24 protein-coding genes are annotated in these 19,289 nt (G+C 66.7%); 11 read left to right on the top strand and 13 right to left on the bottom strand.

The window, feature by feature from the left end; all coding sequences use genetic code 11:
• Positions 1-29: 29 nt before the first annotated feature.
• Positions 30-773, bottom strand: a complete 744-nt coding sequence (locus ACP15H_RS17405; RefSeq protein WP_425067444.1) for an SDR family oxidoreductase — start codon at positions 771-773, stop codon at positions 30-32.
• Positions 774-844: 71 nt separating this feature from the next.
• Between ACP15H_RS17405 and ACP15H_RS17400 the strand changes: the two genes are divergently transcribed.
• Genes ACP15H_RS17400 through ACP15H_RS17390 form a run of 3 tightly spaced genes read left to right on the top strand, consistent with a single transcriptional unit; the run spans position 845 to position 2,260 of the window.
• Complete coding sequence (locus ACP15H_RS17400; protein WP_425067443.1) at positions 845-1,225, top strand: Rid family hydrolase; 381 nt, start codon at positions 845-847, stop codon at positions 1,223-1,225.
• 34 nt (positions 1,226-1,259) lie between these two features.
• Positions 1,260-1,724, top strand: coding sequence for a hypothetical protein (locus tag ACP15H_RS17395; protein WP_425067442.1), 465 nt, complete (start codon positions 1,260-1,262; stop codon positions 1,722-1,724).
• Positions 1,725-1,732: 8 nt separating this feature from the next.
• Positions 1,733-2,260, top strand: coding sequence for a hypothetical protein (locus ACP15H_RS17390; RefSeq protein WP_425067441.1), 528 nt, complete (start codon positions 1,733-1,735; stop codon positions 2,258-2,260).
• Between the two features lie 3 nt (positions 2,261-2,263).
• Here the strand turns inward: ACP15H_RS17390 and ACP15H_RS17385 are convergent, their stop codons facing one another.
• Positions 2,264-2,551 (bottom strand): hypothetical protein, encoded by a 288-nt coding sequence (locus ACP15H_RS17385; RefSeq protein ID WP_425067440.1) that lies wholly within the window; start codon positions 2,549-2,551, stop codon positions 2,264-2,266.
• A 95-nt stretch (positions 2,552-2,646) separates the two neighbouring features.
• Between ACP15H_RS17385 and ACP15H_RS17380 the strand changes: the two genes are divergently transcribed.
• A complete protein-coding gene (locus tag ACP15H_RS17380; protein WP_425067439.1) occupies positions 2,647-2,964 on the top strand; it encodes a hypothetical protein in 318 nt (105 codons plus the stop codon).
• Here ACP15H_RS17380 and ACP15H_RS17375 read toward each other — a convergent pair.
• Positions 2,945-3,937: a lysophospholipase gene (locus tag ACP15H_RS17375; protein ID WP_425067438.1), complete on the bottom strand. Its 993-nt coding sequence runs from the start codon at positions 3,935-3,937 to the stop codon at positions 2,945-2,947. The two genes, ACP15H_RS17380 and ACP15H_RS17375, sit on opposite strands and share 20 nt — an antisense overlap.
• A 52-nt stretch (positions 3,938-3,989) precedes the next feature.
• On the opposite strand from ACP15H_RS17375, the gene ACP15H_RS17370 reads away from it, so the two are divergent.
• From ACP15H_RS17370 to ACP15H_RS17360, 3 genes are read left to right on the top strand one after another with little or no spacing between them, the layout of a single operon-like run.
• Complete coding sequence (locus tag ACP15H_RS17370; RefSeq protein WP_425067437.1) at positions 3,990-4,172, top strand: zinc-finger domain-containing protein; 183 nt, start codon at positions 3,990-3,992, stop codon at positions 4,170-4,172.
• A gap of 12 nt (positions 4,173-4,184) precedes the next feature.
• Positions 4,185-4,643, top strand: coding sequence for a MaoC family dehydratase (locus ACP15H_RS17365; protein WP_425067436.1), 459 nt, complete (start codon positions 4,185-4,187; stop codon positions 4,641-4,643).
• 6 nt (positions 4,644-4,649) lie between these two features.
• Entirely contained in the window at positions 4,650-5,459 is an 810-nt protein-coding gene (locus ACP15H_RS17360) for a phytanoyl-CoA dioxygenase family protein (RefSeq protein WP_425067435.1), read from the top strand.
• Positions 5,460-5,489: 30 nt separating this feature from the next.
• Here ACP15H_RS17360 and ACP15H_RS17355 read toward each other — a convergent pair whose 3' ends face one another.
• From ACP15H_RS17355 to ACP15H_RS17325, 7 genes are read right to left on the bottom strand one after another with little or no spacing between them, the layout of a single operon-like run.
• Positions 5,490-5,867, bottom strand: a complete 378-nt coding sequence (locus ACP15H_RS17355) for a hypothetical protein (RefSeq protein WP_425067434.1) — start codon at positions 5,865-5,867, stop codon at positions 5,490-5,492.
• Positions 5,868-5,916: 49 nt separating this feature from the next.
• Positions 5,917-6,939: an NADPH:quinone oxidoreductase family protein gene (locus ACP15H_RS17350; protein WP_425067433.1), complete on the bottom strand. Its 1,023-nt coding sequence runs from the start codon at positions 6,937-6,939 to the stop codon at positions 5,917-5,919.
• Between the two features lie 30 nt (positions 6,940-6,969).
• Positions 6,970-7,737, bottom strand: coding sequence for a crotonase/enoyl-CoA hydratase family protein (locus tag ACP15H_RS17345; RefSeq protein ID WP_425067432.1), 768 nt, complete (start codon positions 7,735-7,737; stop codon positions 6,970-6,972).
• Between the two features lie 9 nt (positions 7,738-7,746).
• On the bottom strand, positions 7,747-8,130 hold the full coding sequence (locus tag ACP15H_RS17340) for a hypothetical protein (protein ID WP_425067431.1): 384 nt from the start codon (positions 8,128-8,130) through the stop codon (positions 7,747-7,749).
• A complete protein-coding gene (locus ACP15H_RS17335; RefSeq protein WP_425067430.1) occupies positions 8,127-8,588 on the bottom strand; it encodes a hypothetical protein in 462 nt (153 codons plus the stop codon). The genes ACP15H_RS17340 and ACP15H_RS17335 overlap by 4 nt, the downstream gene beginning before the upstream one ends.
• A 3-nt stretch (positions 8,589-8,591) precedes the next feature.
• Positions 8,592-9,776: a urate hydroxylase PuuD gene (locus ACP15H_RS17330; protein ID WP_425067429.1), complete on the bottom strand. Its 1,185-nt coding sequence runs from the start codon at positions 9,774-9,776 to the stop codon at positions 8,592-8,594.
• 20 nt (positions 9,777-9,796) lie between these two features.
• Complete coding sequence (locus ACP15H_RS17325; RefSeq protein ID WP_425067428.1) at positions 9,797-11,158, bottom strand: nucleobase:cation symporter-2 family protein; 1,362 nt, start codon at positions 11,156-11,158, stop codon at positions 9,797-9,799.
• A gap of 160 nt (positions 11,159-11,318) precedes the next feature.
• Here ACP15H_RS17325 and aceB point away from each other — a divergent pair, with 160 nt between their 5' ends.
• From aceB to ACP15H_RS17305, 4 genes are all read left to right on the top strand, one after another.
• Positions 11,319-12,938 carry a malate synthase A gene (gene aceB / locus ACP15H_RS17320; protein WP_425067427.1) on the top strand — a complete coding sequence of 540 codons (1,620 nt, stop codon included), beginning with the start codon at positions 11,319-11,321 and terminating at the stop codon, positions 12,936-12,938.
• A 202-nt stretch (positions 12,939-13,140) separates the two neighbouring features.
• Positions 13,141-14,673 carry an acyl--CoA ligase gene (locus ACP15H_RS17315; RefSeq protein ID WP_425067426.1) on the top strand — a complete coding sequence of 511 codons (1,533 nt, stop codon included), beginning with the start codon at positions 13,141-13,143 and terminating at the stop codon, positions 14,671-14,673.
• 10 nt (positions 14,674-14,683) lie between these two features.
• On the top strand, positions 14,684-15,652 hold the full coding sequence (locus tag ACP15H_RS17310) for a 2-dehydropantoate 2-reductase (RefSeq protein WP_425067425.1): 969 nt from the start codon (positions 14,684-14,686) through the stop codon (positions 15,650-15,652).
• Positions 15,653-15,669: 17 nt separating this feature from the next.
• Positions 15,670-16,089, top strand: a complete 420-nt coding sequence (locus ACP15H_RS17305) for a GNAT family N-acetyltransferase (RefSeq protein ID WP_425067424.1) — start codon at positions 15,670-15,672, stop codon at positions 16,087-16,089.
• A gap of 587 nt (positions 16,090-16,676) precedes the next feature.
• Here the strand turns inward: ACP15H_RS17305 and ACP15H_RS17300 are convergent.
• The 3 genes from ACP15H_RS17300 to ACP15H_RS17290 all read right to left on the bottom strand — a co-directional run bounded on the left by ACP15H_RS17300 (position 16,677) and on the right by ACP15H_RS17290 (position 19,192).
• Positions 16,677-17,186 carry a hypothetical protein gene (locus ACP15H_RS17300; RefSeq protein WP_425067423.1) on the bottom strand — a complete coding sequence of 170 codons (510 nt, stop codon included), beginning with the start codon at positions 17,184-17,186 and terminating at the stop codon, positions 16,677-16,679.
• A gap of 90 nt (positions 17,187-17,276) precedes the next feature.
• Positions 17,277-18,167, bottom strand: a complete 891-nt coding sequence (locus ACP15H_RS17295; RefSeq protein ID WP_425067422.1) for a uracil-DNA glycosylase family protein — start codon at positions 18,165-18,167, stop codon at positions 17,277-17,279.
• Entirely contained in the window at positions 18,164-19,192 is a 1,029-nt protein-coding gene (locus ACP15H_RS17290) for a homoserine O-acetyltransferase family protein (RefSeq protein ID WP_425067421.1), read from the bottom strand. The genes ACP15H_RS17295 and ACP15H_RS17290 overlap by 4 nt, the downstream gene beginning before the upstream one ends.
• Positions 19,193-19,289 lie beyond the last annotated feature (97 nt).

Genomic DNA, 19,289 nt, shown 5'->3' with positions numbered 1-19,289 from the left:
CGATGGCTCTGCAAGCGACGTGCCGGGTCTCAGCCGCGGCGATGGAATTGCGAGCCGCCATACGACTGATCGGTCGGCACGATCTCCATGAAGCTCACATCCATGCGCTGCGGCGCGCCCAGCACGAACATGACCGCTTCGGCGATGTCGGTCGGCTGCAGCGTCTCGAAGCCTTCGTAGAAGCGGCGCCGTCCTTCCTCGCGATCTTCCAGCAGGCCGAGATGGGCGCCGGTTTCGACCCGGCCCGGCGAGATCTCGGTCACCCGCACGCCCGACCCGTGCAGGTCGAGGCGCAGCGTCTGGCTGAGATTGTGGATGGCGGCCTTGGTCATGGCATAGACCGGCATGCCGGGCAGCGCCCAGGTGCCCGACGTCGACCCGAGATTGACGATGTGGCCCAGCCCGCGTCCCCGCATGCCCGGCACGACGGCGGCCAGACAGTTCAGGGTGCCGCGCAGGTTCACCTCCATCAGGGTTGCGATGTCGTCGGGCGCGGTCTCCCACGACAGGCCGCCGCGCACGGGGGCGGAGGCGTTGTTGACCAGGATGTCGGCATCGAGCGAGCCCAGGGCGCTCAGCACCGCGTCGCGATGGGAAATGTCGAGCGCCATCGGCCGGCAGCCGGTTTCCCGCGCGAGTTCCGTCAGATCGTCGGCGGAGCGGGCGACGGCATAGACGTCGAGCCCGCCGATCGTGAGTTCGCGGACGACGGCCGCGCCGATGCCGCGGCTCGCCCCGGTGACGATGGCGGTACGATAGCGATCGAGTGACACGGCTTCCTCCTTTGCCCGGCGCGAACGGCCGCCTAAAATGCCACCATAGCGCATCGAAGCTGGAGCAAGGCATGGCCAAGAAAGTCTTTCCCGACGGCACGGAGGTGGCGGGCTTCTACGTGCGCACCATCAGGAGCGGTCCGTTCGTGTTCGTGTCGGGCACGACCTCGCTCAATCCCAAGGGGCAGGTTCAGGGCAAGGATGCAGCCCAGCAGACGGCGATCACCATGCGCAAGATCGAGGCCGGGCTGAAGTCGGCGGGGGCGAAGCTCGGCGACCTCGTGCGGACGACGATCTACGTGACCGACATTCGCGACATGGGCGCCGTGACGACGGCCCTGGGCAAGTCGCTGAAGGGCGCGGTGGTCACATCGACGCTGGTGGCCGTGAGTGCCCTTGCCGTGCCGGGCCTGCTGGTCGAAATTGAGGCTACGGCCGTCGTCGGCGAGTGATGAGGCGCGACGGTTGATCGGGGGAGAGAGTTGGATGAGCGGTAAGAGAGCAGGGTTGCTGGGGCGCCGACAGGCGCTGATCGGGTCCGTGGGGGCCGTGGGCACGATGCTGGCGGCGCCGGCGATCGCCCAGCAGCGGGTCAAGTCCGGAACCGTCACGATCGAGCAGGTCCAGGTGGCCTTCTTCGGCAGCGGTAACGTCGGCAGCGGCACGTTGCATTACGAGGGCCGCTACTATCGCTTCTCGGTCGGCGGCCTGGGCGTCGGCGGATTCGGCGTCTCGAAGATGGAAGCCTATGGCGACGTCTACAATCTGAAGGAACTGCGCCAGTTTCCCGGCGCCTACGGCCAGGCGCGCTACGGCGCGGCCTACGGCGACAAGGGCAAGGGCGAGATGTGGCTGGAAAACACCAACGGCGTGATGATCGACCTGAAGACGCGCCGCCAGGGGCTGGCCGTGTCGCTCGGCGCCGACGCCGTGATCATCGATTTCAAGTGAGGCGGCCGATGACGATGCTCAGCCGCGCCCTCGCGGGCGCCCTCGTTCTCCTGTCCGCCGTTCCGGCCGTCGCGCAGGACGAGACACAGACCTTCAATGCCTTCGCGGTGGTGCTCGCCAACGGCTCGGTCGTGCGAGCCGCCGAGAAGCAGCTCCTCGTGGCGGGCAACCTGGCCGGTCCCATGTTCATCGAGACCGACGAGGGGCCGCAGCAGGCCGGCCGCGTGGGATGCGCGCTGTCGTCGAAGATCGACCAGGAAAGCCGCAAGACCAGCGCTTCGGGCGCCTGCACCTTCACGGCCTACGATGGCGCCACCGCCTGGGGCGAATGGGAGTGTGCCGGCTACGAACTCGTCGGCTGTCGCGGCACGTTCAGGCTGACGGGTGGCACGGGCCGCTTCGAGGGCGCGAGCGGCGAGAGCACGCTCATCTGGCGTCCCACGGCCTACGAGCTGAAGAAGCAGCTCGACGGGATGGCGCTCGACAATGCCAGCGGCATCGTCCTGTGGCGCGAGTTCAAGCTGAAGGGCAAATAGCCCTCAGCCGGCCGGCGGATAGGGAATCCGGTTGCGCTGGAGGAGCTCCTCCAGCGCCTTGATGCCTTGCGGGTAGCGGCCCTTCTGGCAATCGACGCCGGCCCCGAGACGCGCCAGGTTGGGGCCGCCGGAGCCTTCGCCGCGTTGCAGATTGTAGCGGTCGTAGAGCGCCCCGAGCTGGGCGCAGCGGGCCGCCAGTTGCTGGTCGGTCTGCTGGGCGTGCGCCGGAGCAACAACCAGCGCCGGGGCCGCGAGGGCGCACCAGACCAGGATACCGCAACAGGCTCTCATGTCCCGCATTAGGACATGAATCGCGCGACCTTGCACCTGTCCGGCGGCGCGAGGTACTGTCGAGTGCCCCTCTGATGGGGCCAAGGGGAGAGAGAATGACGACGCGATCGACGATGCAGTGGGTGTTCGTGATGGGCATCGCAGCTCTGGTCGCGGCCTGCGGCATGGCGAAGAGCACGCCCGGCGAGGATCCCCGCACGGAATCGAATGCGGCCACGGTGACCTGGACCGACGGCAAGCCCGCCATCGCGATCAGCTGCAAGGAACCCGGCGGTTGCCAGACTCGCGCGGTCGCGATGTGCGGCAGCACCGGCGGCGATTACAAGACGCTGAAGATGGAAAACATGCCGACGCGCGGCGACATGTCGGAAGTCCGCGGCGCCGCCTCGGTCATCATTCGCTGCGGGACCTAGCGCTCGCCTGACCGCTGCGCTTCGAGCCCCACAGGCTCGCCATCTCGGGCAGGGATTTCGAAGCGTCCGCGCCCGACGGCAGCTGGGCCTCGTGATTTGATATCCACGCCACGACATCTTCCGTGACGGCCGGCCCGGCCTTGTCGCGCATCAGCAGGTGATAGCCTTCCTTGTAGAAGGCGAGCTTTGAGTCGGGGCGCGGCGGCATGATCGCGATGGCTGCCTTGACCGGCTCCTGCGGCACGATGCGGTCGCCCAGCCCGTACATCATGAGATAGGGCTCCTTGACCCGGGCCGCGGAGGCGCGCGCGTCGTCCATCAGGTCGACCAGCCCGTAGGCCAGATCGAGGCGGGGCTGGCGCAGCATCATCGGGTCGTTGCGCAGCTTGTCGATGGTCTTGGGATTGTCGGTCGGCTTGTAGTCGATCGAGGTCGGCCCCGCGGGCATCCAGGGGATGGTGTGGGCGAAGAACCACAGGCCGGCGCTGGTCAGCGGCCCGAACGTGTCGCGCGAGCGGACCGCCGCGGCCGACAGGATCAGCCCGTCCGATTCGGTCCCGCGATCGGCTGCCACCAGCACCACGGCCCCGCCCATGCTCTCGCCGGCCAGATAGAAGGGCACGCCGGGATGGCGGGCGCGCACCAGGGCGGCCACCGCTTTCGCATCGTCTACGAGCGTGTCCGTGCCCGGCCAGCGGCCGCGGGTCGGGCTGCCGCCGAAGCCGCGCTGGTCGTAGGCATAGGTGGTGATTCCGGCTTCGGACCAGGTCCCGGCCGGCTCCTCCCAGGCCATGCGGTAGTCGCCGAAGCCGTGCAGGGCCAGGATGACCGCCTTGGGGGCGCCGTTTGCCGCAGGCCAGACCGACAGCGGTAGCGAAGTTCCGTCCGCCGCGACATAACGGTCGTCGGTCAGCCGCGGCGTCTGCACCGCGCCGCCCGCCGGAACGACCGTCGGGGCGCAGGCTGAGAGCATGACCGCGGCCGCGGAGGCCGCTATCATCCGCCGGCGTAACAGGAGTGGGATCGTGACGGAGCCGTTTGAAGTCATCACTGTCGATACTGACCGCGTCGCCTGCGATGGCGGTGGCGGCGCGTTGGGCCATCCCAAAGTGTACCTCAACCTGGGCCCGGAAGGACACGTCGAGTGTCCCTATTGCAGCAGGCTCTACAAGCTGCGCGAAGGCGCACATCCCGCCCACGCTCACTGAGGGGTCGACCCCATGAAACAGCTCGGTGAAGGCTGGAACTGGCGCGACCTCAAGGTCGGCGACAAGTTCGTCACCTATGGCCGAACGATCTTCGAGGCCGACCTCCTGAATTTCGTGACCCTTTGCGGCTTTTCCGAGGAGCTGTTCACGAACCGGGAGTACATTCGCGAACACGCCCCGATGCGCGGCGGCCATCCCGTGCCGGGCGCCCTGGTCTACTCCATGGCCGAGGGGCTGGTGATCCCGACGACCCTGCAGGGGACGGGGCTCGCCTTCCTGTCTATGGGCTTCGACATCAAGGGCCCGACCTACGTGAACGACACGATCCACGTCGAGATCGAGGTCACCGAGATCAAGCCGACCTCCAAGGATCCGATGCGCGCGCTGGTGCGGACCACCAACCTGGTCAAGAACCAGAAGGGCGAGACGGTGCTGATCTACACACCGCTGCGCATGCTGCAGGGAAGCTGACCTTCAATGCCGATGCCGACGGATGCCGAGATCGCCCGCTACCGCGAGGATGGCGCGGTCTGCCTGCGCAACGCCATTCCCATGGAATGGATCGAGCGGATGCGCGCGGCGGTGGACGACGACATGAAGAGTCCGGGCCCGATGGTCCGGATCAACACGCCGCAGGGTGCGCCCGGCCTGTTCTTCGTCGACTTCCAGCTCTGGCAGCGCCACCCCGCGGCCCGCGCCTTCGTCTACGAATCGCCCGCGCGCGAGATCGTGGCGAGCCTCATGGGCTCGAAGGAGGTCGTCTACTATCACGACCATCTGCTGGTGAAGGAGCCGGGCACGCAGGAGCGCACGCCCTGGCATCACGACCAGCCCTACTATCCGATCGACGGCGAGCAGGTCATCTCGCTGTGGACGCCGCTCGATCCCGTCGACCGCGAGACCTGCGTCGAATACGTGAAGGGCTCGCATCGCTGGGGCCGCTGGTTCCAGCCCAAATTCTTCAAGCAGGGCGGCGTCGACCTGCAGGTGCAGGACAGCCGCTTCGAGCCGCTGCCCGATCTCGATGCCCAGCGCGGCGAACACGAGTTCCTGGCCTGGGACATGGAGCCGGGCGACGTCATCGCCTTCCACGCGCTCACCCTGCACGGCGCCTCGGGCAACCGCTCGAGCGCCCGTCGCCGTCGCGCCTGGGCGACGCGCTGGTGCGGCGACGATGCCCGCTACGGCGCCCGCGCCGGACAGATCTCACCGCCGATCGAGGGCCATGGTCTGAAGCAGGGCGACCGGCTCGAATGCGAGACCTTTCCGAAGGTGTGGCCCGCCTAGTCGAGGGAAGGCGGCCGCAGGTGCGCGCTCCTAGGAGCCCGTGTCGAAGGCGTCCAGCCACTCGCGGGCATGGTGCAGCTCGCGGAAGATCTTCACCGGGCGGTCGCCCTGGGCCAGCACCTCGAACAGGCTTGCCTGCTCGTAGGCCTCTTCCGTGACTGCGACGATGGCGAGGGGCCCCAGCGTGCTGACCTGCATGTAGGCGCGGATGCGGGCGCCGAGCGCCATCATGTCGGCATCGCTCAACATGACGGTGGCGTGCGTCATGTCGAAGATCTTGCGGTAGGACATCACGTCGGCGATGGCCACGCCGTCGAGATAGGTGGCGATGTCCTGGAGCCGCAGCTCATCGCGCGCGACGGCGATCACGAGTCGGTGCGGCTTGGAGATCGTCCACTGAACCGGCATGTGAACGCACTATGCCGTAACGACCGCGGAACCGACAAGCGCTCGCGTGTTATGGAACCAGCACGGCCTTGCCGACGACCGTGCGCTCCTCGATCAGGCGAAAAGCCTTCACCCAATCTGCAAGGTCGTAGGTCGCGGCCACGGTCGCCTTGAGCTTTCCCTCGGTGAACCAGCGCGTCAGGTCCTTCTGAGCCTCGGCCACCAGCGCACGGCGCTTCACGAGCGCCTCCGCTTCCTTCGGCGACGGCACGCCCTTGCCGCCCCAGCCGTTCCAGTAGCCGTAGTAGAAGCCGATCACCGTCACGTTCTTGACCAGCAGGATGTTGGCCGGAATCTGCGGGACGGTGCCGCTGGCAAAGCCCATCGGAATGATCCGGCCCTCGGGCGCCACGCAGCGCAGCGAGGCATCGAAGGCCGATCCACCGACCGGATCGTAGATCACGTCGGCGCCCCGCCCCCCGGTGATTTCCAGCACCTTGGTGCGCAGGTCCTCGGCGCGATAGTCGATCAGGTGGTCGGCACCGGCCTCGCGGGCCGCCTTCAGCTTGTCGGCGCCGCCGGCGCTGGCGATCACCACCGCGCCCATCGCCTTGCCGACCTCGATGGCGGTCAGGCCCGAGCCGCCGCCCGCGCCGTGCACCAGCAGCACTTCACCGGGCTGCAGGTTGGCCTTCCACTTCAGGGCGCCATAGGCGGTGGGGTAGAGCGTCGGGAAATTCGTCGCCTCGGCGTAGGGCATGATCTCGGGAATCTGCACCAGGTTCGCGGCCGTGGCCGTCGCGTACTCTGCGAAAGCGCCCTGGCTGACGCCCGTCGCGATGCGGTCGCCGACGGCGACATTGGTCACCCCGTCGCCCAGCGCCACGACATGGCCGGCCAGTTCGTTGCCGGGCACGTAGGGCAGGGCGGGCTTGTTCTGGTGCTTGCCCTGTACGCCCAGCATCGCAGCGAAGCTCACGCCGGCGGCGCGGACCCGAACCAGAACCTCGCCCGCCTTCGGCACGGGCTGCGCAATGTCCTCGATCTTCAGAGTGTCGATCGGACCATAGGCATGACAAACAAGCGCCCGCATATCCCTACCTCTTGGATTACTTCTTGAACTCTATTTCTTGAATTGGCCGTGCCGGCCTTCGCCCTGGGCGAAGCGCGCCGCGCCGCCCTGCGATTCCTGCCGCCTTGCGTCCAGCGACAGTTCCATCTCGCGACGGATCGCCGAGGCTTCGTCGCGGTCGAAACTCTCGTAGGCGGACTGGCGGTCCGACGTCATGGCGATCGGCGGGAAGCCCGCGATCTGGCGGGCCAGGGTCTCGGCCTCCGCGCGCGTCGTGCCGCGCGCCACCTTTCGTGTGGCGAGCCCGATCGCGATCGCCTCGTCGGCGCCGACGGCGCGTCCCGTGAGCAGCATGTCCATGGCGCGGCCCTGGCCCACGATGCGCGGCAGGCGCACGGTCGTGCCGTCGCTCATCGGCACGCCCCAGCGGCGCGAAAACACACCGAAGGTCGCCGTGTCGTCGACGATGCGGATGTCGCAGAACAGCGCGACGCCCAGGCCGCCGGCGCAGGCGTGGCCCTCGATCGCGGCGATCACCGGCTTGGAAAGCGGCGCGCGCAGCGGCCCCTGGTCGCTGCCGGCCCAGGGAAAATAGTCGGTGCCCGAGCCCAGTTCCTTGAGATCGGCGCCGGCACAGAAGGCGCCGCCCGCGCCGGTCAGCACGGCGACTCGCGCCGCGGCGTCGGCCTCGAAGGCGCGCAGCGCATCGGCGAGCCCGTGCGCGGCCTCGTTGTCGAGGGCGTTCCGGGCCTGCGGCCGGTTGATGATGATGGTGGTCACCGGCCCCTGGGCCTCGACCACGATTTTCGGCGTGCTCATGCCATCGTCTTAGCGAACCGTGGCGAGCTCGTCTTCAAGCTGGGGGTTGGAGCGGGCCGGTGTGCGGAAGTACCACCAGTTCTTCTGGGCGGTCCAATGTTCCTTGCGGGCGGTACCGCCGCCCCACACGCAGCGCTTGAAGTCTCGTGTTGCGGCCATGAACGCGCGATCGGCCTCGTCGAGCTTCAGCGCGTGGTCGCCCATCTCCTCGCGGCCGAACATCGGCAGGGCCTCGAGGATCAGCTCGCGCACGTCGACATCGTTCAGCCAGTTGTCGAGATCGAACGTGTAGTCTTCCCGCTCGAGTCCGCGGGCGAAAGTCGCCCACTGGTCGATCAGTTCCTGCAGGTCGGCCACGTTGGGCGGGCCGGGCGGTGGTGACGTCGGGTTCAATCGTTCCCTCTTTCGGATTGTCGGCGGTAGTAGCGCTCGCCGTCGTTGGGTTTGAAGAAGGTGCGTATGACGCCGTTGGCATTGAAGGCGATGAAGGCGCCGGTGTCACGGTCGAAACGCGTCACGACACCATCGCGCCGCACCGTCTCGAGGATCGGTCCGCCGACCTTGGCATCGCGCAGGAGCTGCGCCTGCCGAAGATAATCCTGCTTGGTGATGCGGCCGAACTCGCTGCCATGCTTCTGGTAGTGATCGTCGAGGCGACGCTGGTCGGCGAAGCCAATGTTCGCGCCCCAGCCCTGGCCCGCCTCGCGCGCCTCGGCGGTGAGCGCAGGTCCGCGCGCGGCCTCGCGCTGGCCGCGTTCGGAAGTCTGGGTCCAGAAGAGGAAGATCGCGACCGCCGCCAGCGCCGCCGTTAGGAGACGGCGCCACGGCACGCCGCGGGAGCGGACGTTCATCCCCTATTGTGCGCCGCCTTTGAACCAGCGCGCAATCATGCGGCGCTCGGCATCGGTGATGTTCGTCATGTTGCCGGGCGGCATGACGCGCGAGGCGGCGGCCTGCTGGTTGATCGCCGCGGCCATGGCGTGAATTTGCGCCGGCGTCTCGAGCATCAGTCCCTTGGGCGGCGCCAGGAAGCCTTCCTGGGTGGGCTTGGCGGCATGGCAGGGCGTGCAGCGCGTCTGGATGATGGGCTGGACCTCGGCGAAGGCGACCGGGGCGCCGCCATCGGCGGTGGGACGCGGCAGGGCGAGCAGGGCGGTGAAGGCGATGAAGACCAAGCCCGCGGCCAGAACCAGCGGGTTGGCGTTTCCCTTGTGGCGCTGGACGAACCACACCCGGATCAGGGCGCCGGCGATCGAGATCGTCAGCAGCAGCACCCAGTTCCATTCGTGGCCGTAGAGGCCGGCGTAATGGTTGCTGATCATCGTGAACAGCACGGGGAGTGTGAAATAGGTGTTGTGGACCGAGCGCTGGCGGCCGCGCAGCCCGTGGATCGGATCGGGGATGCGGCCTTCTTCCTTGGCCTTCACCAGCTCGCGCTGGCCGGGGATGATCACGAAATAGACGTTGAGCACCATGATGGTGCCGAGCATCGCGCCAAAATGGATGTAGGCGCCGCGGCCGGAGAAGATGTGGCAGAGCGCCCAGGCGGCGGCGACGCAGTAGAGGAAGACGAGGCCGCCCAGCACGACCTCGTCCTGGCCCAGGATCGACCGGCAGAGAAAGTCGTAGACCAGCCAGCCCAGCACCAGGAATCCGAGCCCGATGGCGATCGCCTGCGGCTTCGTCAGCGGCAGGACCGACGGATCGATCAGCGCGACCTCGGCCCCGTAGTAATAGACGAGGCAGAGCAGGAAGAAGCCGGTAACGAGCGTGGTGTAGGCTTCCCACTTGAACCAGTGCAGTTCCGGCGGCAGCCGCTCGGGCGCCACCTTGAACTTCTTGGCCGTGTAGAAGCCGCCGCCATGGACCGCCCACACCTCGCCGCCGATCCCCTTGGCCTCGTCGGCCGGGTCGAGCGGTTTGTGCAGGTGGTTGTCCAGCCAGATGAAATAGAAGGAAGCGCCGATCCAGGCGATGCCCACGATCATGTGGGCCCAGCGCAGGATCAGATTCAGCCACTCGACGACGTACGGGTCCATTGATCCTCTGGTGCGCAGACCTAGTGCGCGGTCTCGGCTTCCCGGCCGGCTGCCGTGGCGTCGGCCACCGCCGCCGCGCCACTGCGCATGCCGTTGAAGTAGGCGTTGAGCGCTATGGCGGCGATCGAAGCCAATAAAATCCCGCTATGCAAGAGCGGACTGAGGGCTTTCGGCATGTGCCCGAAGAATCTCTCCGAAACCTGCGGAATCATGCCGAGGCCCATGCTGACGGCAACGATGTAGGTGTTGCCGGGATTGCCGCGGAAGTCGACGCGCGACAGGACGCGGATGCCGGTGGCGCAGATCATGCCGAACATGACGATGCCGGCGCCGCCCAGGACGAACTGCGGGACCGAGGCGACGATCGTGGCCATCTTGGGGAACAGGCCGAGGATCAGCATGATCACGCCGCCGGTCGCCGTGACCCAGCGCGAGCGCACGCCGGTGATGCCGACCAGGCCGACATTCTGCGAGAACGAGGTGTAGGGGAATGTATTGAACACGCCGCCGATCAGGGTGCCGAGACCGTCGGCGCGCAGGCCCCGCGTCATTTCCTCCTGGCCGATCGTGCGGTCGGTCACTTCGCCCAGGGCGAGGAATACGCCGGTCGATTCGATCATCACCACGATCAGGACCAGGCTCATCGTGAGGATCGCCAGCAGGTCGAAGGTCGGCCAGCCGAACTGGAACGGTTGGACGAGCTCGACCCATTTGGCTTGGGCAACGCCGGCGAAATTCACCTCGCCCAGCGCGAAGGCCACGCCGAATCCGGCGACCAGCCCCAGAAGGACGGCAATGTTGCCGAGGAAGCCGGTGCAGTACTTGGTGGCGCCCAGGATGACCACAAGCACCAGGAACGACACCGCGAGATAGAGCGGGTCTCCGAAGCGCGGATTGCCGGCGCCGCCCGCCGCCCAATTGATGCCGATCCCCAACAGGGAAATGCCGACGACGGTGATGATGGTCCCGGTGACCACCGGGGGAAACAGGGGCAGCAGCCGGCTGATGAGCGGCGCCACCAGAATGCCGAACAGGCCGGCGCCGATCACCGCGCCGTAGATGCCGAGCAGGCCCAGTCGCGGGTCGGCGGCCATCGCCAGCATCGGGCTGACCGCGGCGAAGGTGACCCCCATCATCACCGGCATCCGAATGCCGAAGCCGCGAAAGCCGACGCTCTGGATCAAGGTGGCAATGCCGCAGGCGAACAGGTCGGCATTGATGAGGATCGCCACCTGCTCCTTCGGAAGGTTCAGCGCACTGCCCAGGATCAGGGGGACGGCCAGGGCGCCGGCGTACATCACGAGGACGTGTTGCAGACCGAGTGGCAGCAATCTGGCCAGCGGCGGCTTTTCATCCACCGCATGGATGGTGTGGTCAGGCATCGGTCTTCTCTCCCCCCGAGCGATGTCGCCGCTTCCTCGACCCCCGGGCCGCAACCGGCGTGCCACCCGGCAAAAACGCCAATTCAGACTCGCCTAAGGAAGTGGAGGGCGGTAAATCGCCCTTTCGACTGTATCCGAAAGAATTTCGAGGGGAACGAGAATGGCGGCTTTGGACCTTCCGGCGGGCGTGACGATCGACGGTGCCCTCAAGCCCGGCTTCGAAAAGGTGCTCACCAAAGAGGCAGTCGCCTTCGTCGCCGACCTGCAGCGCAAGTTCAATGCCCGCCGCGAAGAGTTGCTGGCGCTCCGCGTCGAGCGCCAGAAGCGTCTCGATGCCGGGGGGAAGCCGGACTTCCTGCCCGAGACCGCCAAGATCCGCGAGAGCGACTGGACGGTCGCGCCCCTGCCCAAGGACATCCTGGACCGCCGGGTCGAGATCACCGGACCCGTCGATCGCAAGATGATCATCAACGCGCTGAACTGCGGCGCCAACGTCTTCATGGCCGACTTCGAGGATGCCTCGACCCCGACCTGGGCCAACATGGTCGAAGGCCAGTACAATCTGGCCGACGCGGTGCGCCGCCAGATCGACTATGTCGATCCGGTCAGCGGCAAGTCCTACAAGCTGAACGAGAAGACCGCCGTGCTGTTCGTCCGCCCGCGCGGCTGGCATCTGCTCGAGAAGCACATGACGGTCGACGGCAAGCCGATGTCGGGCTCGCTGTTCGATTTCGGCCTCTACTTCTTCCACAATGCCAAGGAAGCGCTGTCGCGCGGCACCGGCCCGTATTTCTACCTGCCCAAGCTCGAGAGCCATCTCGAGGCGCGGCTGTGGAACGACGTGTTCGTCGCCGCCCAGGACGCGCTCGGCGTGCCGCAGAAGTCGATCAAGGCCACGGTGCTGATCGAGACGATCGTCGCCACCTTCGAGATGGACGAGATCCTGTGGGAGCTGAAGGATCACTCGGCTGGCCTCAATTGCGGCCGCTGGGATTACATCTTCTCCTTCATCAAGAAGTTCCGCGAGCAGGAGTGGGCGGTGCTGCCGGATCGCGGCACGGTCGGCATGACCTCGCACTTCCTGCGCTCCTACAGCCAGCTCGTGATCAAGACCTGCCATCGCCGCGAAGTGCATGCGATGGGCGGCATGGCGGCGCAGATTCCGATCAAGAACGATCCCAAGGCCAACGACGAGGCGATGGGCCGCGTCCATGCCGACAAGAAGCGTGAGGCCGGCGACGGCCATGACGGTACCTGGGTCGCCCATCCCGGCCTGGTGCCGATCGCCAAGGCCGAGTTCGATGCGGTGATGAAGGAAGCCAACCAGATCGCGCGCAAGCGCCAGGACGTGCACGTCACCGCCGCCGACCTGATCCAGATCCCCACGGGGCCGAAGACCGAGGCGGGCCTGCGCCAGAACGTGGCCGTGGGAATCGGCTATGTCGAGGCGTGGCTGCGCGGCATCGGCTGCGTGCCGCTGTTCAACCTGATGGAAGACGCCGCCACCGCCGAGATCAGTCGCGCGCAGGTCTGGCAGTGGGTGCGCCACAACCAGAAGCTCGACGACGGCCGCGCCATCACCAAGGAACTCGTCCGCCAGATCGTGCGCGAGGAGAACGACAAGGTGAAGGCGCAGATCGGCGAGGAAGCCTATGCCAAGGGCCGCTACGAGGACGCCGCCCAGCTGATGATCGACCTGGTCGAGCAGCCGCAGTTCTACGAGTTCCTGACCCTGCCGGCCTACGATCGCATCATGGCCGACGAGAAGGCGGCGGCCTGAGAGGGCTGATCAAGCACTTACCTCATCCTGAGGAGCGCCGCTTCGCGGCGCGTCTCGAAGGATGGGCAACAGGCAAGGTGCGCGTTCCCACCCTTCGAGACGCATCGCTGCGCGATGCTCCTCAGGGTGAGGTTATCGGGGGCTATTCATAGCCTGTTGTTTTTGGCTGCATTCTTTTCGAGTCAGACTCTGAGGACAGACGATGATCAAGACCGTTTATGACGTCGCCTCCGCGGGCAAGCCCGATGCGCCCGCGATCGGCGCGCCCGGCCGGCCGTGGCTCACCTATGGCGACCTGAAGAAGCTGACCGACGATACGCTGGCCACGCTCAACGGCGTCGGCATCGGCCGTGGCGACAGGGTGGCCATGGTGGCGCCGAACGGACCGGAGATGGCGTCCTCGTTCATCGCCGTTGCGTCGGGCACGAGCTCGGCGCCGCTCAACCCGGCCTATCGCGCCGACGAGTTCGAGTTCTATCTCGACGATCTGAAGCCCAAGGCGGTGATCGTGCAGCAGGGCATGGACAGCCCGGTGCGCGGCATGGCGGAGAAGGTCGGCGTGCCGATCATCGAGCTGATCCCGACCGTCGACGGTCCGGCCGGCAGCTTCACGCTCGACGTGTCGGCGCTGAAGCCGGCCAAGGCCGACAAGCCCGGCACGTCGGTCGACGGTGAGATCGCCCTGGTGCTGCACACGTCGGGCACGACGGCGCGGCCCAAGATCGTGCCGCTGTCGACGGCCAACCTCGCGGCCTCGGCGCGCCACATCGCGGCCTCGCTGGCGCTGACGCCGAACGACCGCTGCATGAACATCATGCCGCTGTTCCACATCCACGGGCTGATCGCCGCGACGCTGTCGTCGCTGGGCGCCGGCGCGTCGGTCTCCTGCACGCCGGGCTTCAACGCGCTGCGCTTCTTCGCCCAGCTCGAGGAGGTGAAGCCCACTTGGTACACGGCCGTGCCGACCATGCACCAGGCGATCCTCACCCGCCTGCGCAGCCATGCCGACGCCGCGAAGGCCGCCAAGCTGCGGTTCATCCGCTCCTCGTCGGCCTCGCTGCCGCCGCAGGTCATGCTCGAGCTCGAAGCCGCGTTCGACTGCCCGGTGATCGAGGCCTACGGCATGACCGAGGCCAGCCATCAGATGGCGTCCAACGCGCTGCCACCGGGCAAGCGCAAGCCGGGTGCCGTCGGCCTGCCGGCCGGTCCGAAGATCGCCATCATGGACGAGGCCGGCCATTTCCTGCCGCAGGGCGCGATCGGCGAGGTCGTGATCCAGGGACCGAACGTCACGGCGGGCTACGACAACAATCCCGATGCCAACCTGAAGGCTTTCGCCGACGGCTGGTTCCGCACCGGCGACCAGGGCCGCTTCGACGAGGATGGCTACCTGTTCCTGACGGGCCGCCTCAAGGAGATCATCAACCGCGGCGGCGAGAAGATCAGCCCGATCGAGGTCGACACGATCCTGATGGATCATCCGGCGGTCGAGCAGGTCGTGACCTTCGCGATTCCCCATCCCATGCTGGGCGAGGATGTCGGCGCGGTCGTCGTGCTGCGCTCGGGCCAGGAAGCGACGGAGCGCGAGCTGCGCGACTTCGTGGCCAAGCATGCCGCCGACTTCAAGGTGCCGCGCAAGGTCGTGTTCGTGAGCGAGATCCCCAAGGGTGCCACGGGCAAACTGCAGCGCATCGGCCTGGCCGCCAAGCTGGGCCTGGGCGAAGCGAAGGCCTGAGGATCGCACCGTGACCTCGATCTGCGTTTTCGGCGCCGGTGCGATCGGCGGCCTGATGGCGGCCAAGCTCGAAATGGCCGGCACGCCCGTCACCGTGGTGGCGCGCGGCCCCCACGGCGAGGCGCTGCGTACGAGGGGCCTCGTCCTGTTGAGCGAGGGCAAGGAGACGGTCACCGAGCCGAAGGTCGCCTCCGATCCGAAGGAGATCGGCCCGCAGGACTATCTCGTCCTGACCCTGAAGGCGCATTCGCTCTTGCCCGCGATGGCGCAGCTCAAGCCGCTGATCGGGCCGCACACCACCATCGTCGCGGCGATCAACGGCGTGCCCTGGTGGTACACCTACAAACTGGGCGGCGAGTTCGAGGGCAAGCGCATCGAATCGGTCGATCCCGACGGGGCGCTCACGGCCGCGCTGCCGCCGTCGCAGGTGCTGGGCAGCATCGTCTATCCGGCGGCCGACGTGGTCGAGCCCGGCGTGATCCACCACACCTATGGCGACCGCTTCACCCTGGGCGAGCCGGACGGCAGCCGCAGCGAACGGGCGGCGAAGCTCTCCGAGCTGCTGATCAAGGCCGGTCTCAAGGCGCCGGTGCGCCCGCGCATCCGCGACGAGCTGTGGGTCAAGCTCTGGGGCAACATGGCCTTCAATCCGATCAGCGCGCTGACCGGGGCGACCCTCGACAAGGTGATCGGCGACCCCGGCACGCATGCCGTCTGCCGCGCCCTGATGGTCGAGGGCCAGGCCGTCGCCGAGAAGCTCGGCGTCAAGTTTGCCATCAACGTCGACAAGCGCATCGCCGGCGGCGCCGAAGTGGGTTCCCACAAGACCTCGATGCTGCAGGACCTCGAACGCGGCCGTCCGCTCGAGATCGAGGCGCTGCTGGGCGCCGTCGTCGAGATGTCGGAATGGGTCGGTGTCGACATGCCGATCGGCCGCAGCGTGCTGGCGCTGGTCCGCCAGCGCGCCGCGATGCGCTGAGGTGATGAGGCGCTGAAATGGAGAAGGTCGAGCTCGTCTTCGATCCCGACAATGCGCGCGCCGCGGGCTATGTGGGCGAACGTCTCTCGATGTTCAATGCGAGCCGCACCGGCAGGTCCGACTACTATCCCTGCAAGATTTTCATGAAGGGCGAGAAGGGCGAAACCCTGGGCGGCCTCCTCGGCTACGTCTGGTCGGACTGGCTGTTCGTGTCGATCCTCTGGGTCGACGAGGCGCTGCGCGGCCAGGGCCATGCCACGCGCCTGATGGACGCTGCCGAGGACTATGCCCGCCAGCGCGGCTGTCACTCGGCGCATCTCGACACCCACACCTGGCAGGCCCGCCCGTTCTACGAAAAGCGCGGCTACGAGGTCTTCGCCACCCTCGACGACTACCCGCCGGGCCATAAGAAGTTCTTCCTGAAGAAGCGCCTCTAGCAGGTCGCCGGGACGTCGGAATCCCGGCCAATAAACGAAACAAACGAAATAAACGAAACAATCGAAGCCAGTGTCGCACCCTCCCGGAATTCGGGTCGGGGTGACCGTCAACGGACCGGCACTGGTGGCCCTTTGTTTCGAAAAACCCAATTAGAACAGCGCGTTAGATCCCTTCCAAGTTCGATATACCTCATCCTGAGGAGCGCCGTGAAGCGGCGCGTCTCGAAGGATAGGCAGCAGTCTGGGGGGCGTGTTCCCACCCTTCGAGGCGCATCGCTGCGCGATGCTCCTCAGGGTGAGGTGGATGGGTCAATTTGAGGCGGAAGGCATTTGAAGGGACCTTGCTTCACCCGGAAGCCGGCAAGTCATCGGGATGGGATCTTTCCGCCGGGTCACGCGGAGTTTACCTCGAGGGGCTCGGCATCGGTACAGATGACGGGTGCCGAATCACGGTTGGTCGGCTTGGAACGGGGCGATGAGCAAGACACTCATTGCCGAACTTCAGACGGGTTGTTTGTCGTCTGCAGGCGGGCCCTAAGATCTTGTCGGGCGTCGATGTCCGTTGCCGCCAGTTCGATTGGAAAGGCTCAATACCAAGTATCTACAAGGTAGTAGTGATCGCCGAGCGAACGAATGGAATAGGACGAGTGCCCCGGATAAGACGGGTGGGACAGCCACAAGAAGCGATCGGTTAGCGCTCGATCGGGACTGCCGAGAGTGTCGCTCTCATCGAACCAGATCTCTTCGAAGGTTTGGGTGCTGCAGCACCAAACGCTCGTGTCGAGATCGGACACCTTTATGAAGCGAGGCGTCCCGGTGTTCGGCGTGGCGGCCACTTTCGCATCATACGCTGAGCGCATTGTCAGGAATTCGATTTTGTGGACCAGTCGGGTCATCGGTCCTGCGAAGGTGGCAGGTGAGATAATCACCAGTGCGACGAATGCGAGGAATGCCGATGAAGCCAGGGCGGCGGTCCATTGCCTGAACCAGAGGCGCCTCAACACGACGACGCTCCAGCCGATGACGGAAATCGGCACAAGTACAAGAAAGAACAGCAGATCCAGTACGAACAGCGGCCGCATTGCGTAGGTCATCATGAAAACGCAGCAAGTGGCGGCAACGGTTCCTACGGATGCGATCAAGAGCGGCAGCAATGCCGGTCTTCCCGCGGGGGAGCGGGGCGTCATCTACGCAGACCCCAGCTCCTTCAACCTCTTGTCGAGCGACAGCAGGTCGGCCCAGCTCTGGCGTTTGCTGGCGGGGGTGCGCAGCAGATAGGCGGGATGGAAGGTGGGCAGCGCCGGGACTTCGCTGCCGTCGTCGAGCGTGAGCGTCGTCCATTTGCCGCGCAGGCGGGTGATGCCCTCGGTCGTGTTCAGCACGGCCTTCACCGCCGTGCCGCCGGCCAGCACCACGATCTTGGGCCTGGCGAGTTCGATGTGGCGGCGCGTGAAGGCGAGGCAGATCGCCTGCTCGGACAAAGTCGGCGTGCGATTGCCCGGCGGCCGCCAGAACAGGATGTTGGTGATGTAGAGGTCGCGCTCACGGCTCATGCCGATGGCTGAGAACATGCGGTCCATGAGCTGGCCGCTGACGCCCACGAACGGCTTGCCGAGCCGGTCCTCGTCGGCGCCCGGCGCTTCGCCGACGATCATCACCGGCGCGCCGGCCATGCCATCGGCGAACACCGTGTTCTTGGCGGTGCGCTTCAGGGCGCAGCCCTCGAAGGCGCGCACGGCTTCCTCGAGTTCGGCGATGGTGGTCGCCCGGCGCGAGATCTCGCGCGCATCTTCGGCGAGCTGCGGCGATTCCAGCGGCACGGGCGCGCGCACGACCGGCGGTGCGGCCGGCGCGCGGATCGGGGTCGGCGTGGCCGATGTCGAAGCGGCCGGTGTCGAAGCGGCCGGTGTCGAAGGAGCGGGGCCCGCGGAGGCCGCAGGGGCCGCGACGACGGCGGCGGGCGGCGGCAGCGCGAAGCGGTCGATCGCGTCCTCGCCGATCGTCTCGTCGATCCCGTGATCGACGTACCAGCGCAGCAGCGCGGCGGCGTCCTGCGGAGCGAACGCCGCCTCGGTCATGCCAGGCTCTTGATGAAAGCGCCCAGGATCGGCGCCCACATGGCGGCGTCGGCATGGCTGGCCATGTGGCCCTTGTCCGACGGCATCTCGACATAGGTCAGGTCGACGCCGGCCTTGCGCATGTCGAGTGCATGGGCGGCGCAGTCGGTGAGATCGAACAGCTTGTCGGTCTTGGAGATGACGTAGAGGACCTTGGTCTGCTTGAGCCGGTCGTATTGCTGGGTGATGTCGAAGCCGTCGATCGCGCGGCGCAGGGTGACCAGCGAATGGCCGTCGTAGATCTTCGCCCAGCTCTTGGCGGCGACCTTGGCCTCGGCTTCGCCCTGGCCGTAGTTCAGCAGCGTCTCGTAGCGGATCTGCTCCAGCGCGGCCGGAATGCCGCCGTTCTCGTAGTACCAGCCACCGTTCCAGTTCGGGTCGCTGGCAAGACGCGCCTGCAGCGCCTCCAGGCCGCCCAGGCGACCGGGCGCGCGCGGCGCGGTGACCGAAGCGGCGATGCCCTTCATGAAGCCCGGGTAGGACGCGGCCCACTGGAACGACTGGAAGCCGCCCATCGACGGGCCGACCACGGCCATCAGGCTCTTCAGTCCCAGCGAATCGACCAGCAGCTTCTGGCTGGCGACCATGTCGCGCAGGGTGATCTCCGGGAAGGTCGGACCGTAGGGCTTGCCGGTGCCGGGATCGATCGAGTTGGGCCCCGAACTGCCGTGGGCCGAGCCCAGCGCGTTCACGGAGACGACGAAGTAGCGGTCGGTGTCGATGGCCTTGCCCGGCCCGATCAGCCCGTCGAACCAGCCGGCAGACCCTTCCGTCACGCCGCGCCCGTGCTTGCCGGCGGCATTCTTGCCCGCAGCGTGATGGGACGAGGTGTAGCCGTGCACGACCAGGATGGCGTTGTCCCGGGCCGGCGACAGCGTGCCGTAGGTTTCGTAGGCAAGTTCGAGGACGGCGAGCGTCTTGCCACTTTCCAGCCTGAAATCGCGTGCAGAGAAGGTCTTGCTCTCGATTTCGATCAACTCAGGCACAGGAATTCCCCTTTTCAGCGGGTGGCGATCCTGCCCCCGACACGCTATCTAAATCAAAGGATTGCCGTCCGACAGGCGCGCGTCCACCGGGAAAATG

Source organism: Reyranella sp., from assembly GCF_965249915.1.
GTDB lineage: Bacteria > Pseudomonadota > Alphaproteobacteria > Reyranellales > Reyranellaceae > Reyranella.
The sequence above is the reverse complement of the archived record's forward strand: the minus strand, read 5'-3'. Positions and strand labels throughout refer to the sequence as shown.

What these genes read in the sequence shown, in the direction of transcription:
- aceB (WP_425067427.1), top strand. Translation starts at nt 11,319, where the DNA reads ATGGCGGCTTTGGACCTTCCGGCGGGCGTGACGATCGACGGTGCCCTC.
- ACP15H_RS17305 (WP_425067424.1), top strand. Translation starts at nt 15,670, where the DNA reads ATGGAGAAGGTCGAGCTCGTCTTCGATCCCGACAATGCGCGCGCCGCG.
- ACP15H_RS17300 (WP_425067423.1), bottom strand. Translation starts at nt 17,186, where the DNA reads ATGATGACCTACGCAATGCGGCCGCTGTTCGTACTGGATCTGCTGTTC.
- ACP15H_RS17330 (WP_425067429.1), bottom strand. Translation starts at nt 9,776, where the DNA reads ATGGACCCGTACGTCGTCGAGTGGCTGAATCTGATCCTGCGCTGGGCC.
- ACP15H_RS17390 (WP_425067441.1), top strand. Translation starts at nt 1,733, where the DNA reads ATGACGATGCTCAGCCGCGCCCTCGCGGGCGCCCTCGTTCTCCTGTCC.
- ACP15H_RS17350 (WP_425067433.1), bottom strand. Translation starts at nt 6,939, where the DNA reads ATGCGGGCGCTTGTTTGTCATGCCTATGGTCCGATCGACACTCTGAAG.
- ACP15H_RS17380 (WP_425067439.1), top strand. Translation starts at nt 2,647, where the DNA reads ATGACGACGCGATCGACGATGCAGTGGGTGTTCGTGATGGGCATCGCA.
- ACP15H_RS17360 (WP_425067435.1), top strand. Translation starts at nt 4,650, where the DNA reads ATGCCGATGCCGACGGATGCCGAGATCGCCCGCTACCGCGAGGATGGC.
- ACP15H_RS17385 (WP_425067440.1), bottom strand. Translation starts at nt 2,551, where the DNA reads ATGAGAGCCTGTTGCGGTATCCTGGTCTGGTGCGCCCTCGCGGCCCCG.
- ACP15H_RS17315 (WP_425067426.1), top strand. Translation starts at nt 13,141, where the DNA reads ATGATCAAGACCGTTTATGACGTCGCCTCCGCGGGCAAGCCCGATGCG.
- ACP15H_RS17400 (WP_425067443.1), top strand. Translation starts at nt 845, where the DNA reads ATGGCCAAGAAAGTCTTTCCCGACGGCACGGAGGTGGCGGGCTTCTAC.
- ACP15H_RS17325 (WP_425067428.1), bottom strand. Translation starts at nt 11,158, where the DNA reads ATGCCTGACCACACCATCCATGCGGTGGATGAAAAGCCGCCGCTGGCC.
- ACP15H_RS17375 (WP_425067438.1), bottom strand. Translation starts at nt 3,937, where the DNA reads ATGCTCTCAGCCTGCGCCCCGACGGTCGTTCCGGCGGGCGGCGCGGTG.
- ACP15H_RS17395 (WP_425067442.1), top strand. Translation starts at nt 1,260, where the DNA reads ATGAGCGGTAAGAGAGCAGGGTTGCTGGGGCGCCGACAGGCGCTGATC.
- ACP15H_RS17365 (WP_425067436.1), top strand. Translation starts at nt 4,185, where the DNA reads ATGAAACAGCTCGGTGAAGGCTGGAACTGGCGCGACCTCAAGGTCGGC.
- ACP15H_RS17295 (WP_425067422.1), bottom strand. Translation starts at nt 18,167, where the DNA reads ATGACCGAGGCGGCGTTCGCTCCGCAGGACGCCGCCGCGCTGCTGCGC.
- ACP15H_RS17345 (WP_425067432.1), bottom strand. Translation starts at nt 7,737, where the DNA reads ATGAGCACGCCGAAAATCGTGGTCGAGGCCCAGGGGCCGGTGACCACC.
- ACP15H_RS17335 (WP_425067430.1), bottom strand. Translation starts at nt 8,588, where the DNA reads ATGAACGTCCGCTCCCGCGGCGTGCCGTGGCGCCGTCTCCTAACGGCG.
- ACP15H_RS17355 (WP_425067434.1), bottom strand. Translation starts at nt 5,867, where the DNA reads ATGCCGGTTCAGTGGACGATCTCCAAGCCGCACCGACTCGTGATCGCC.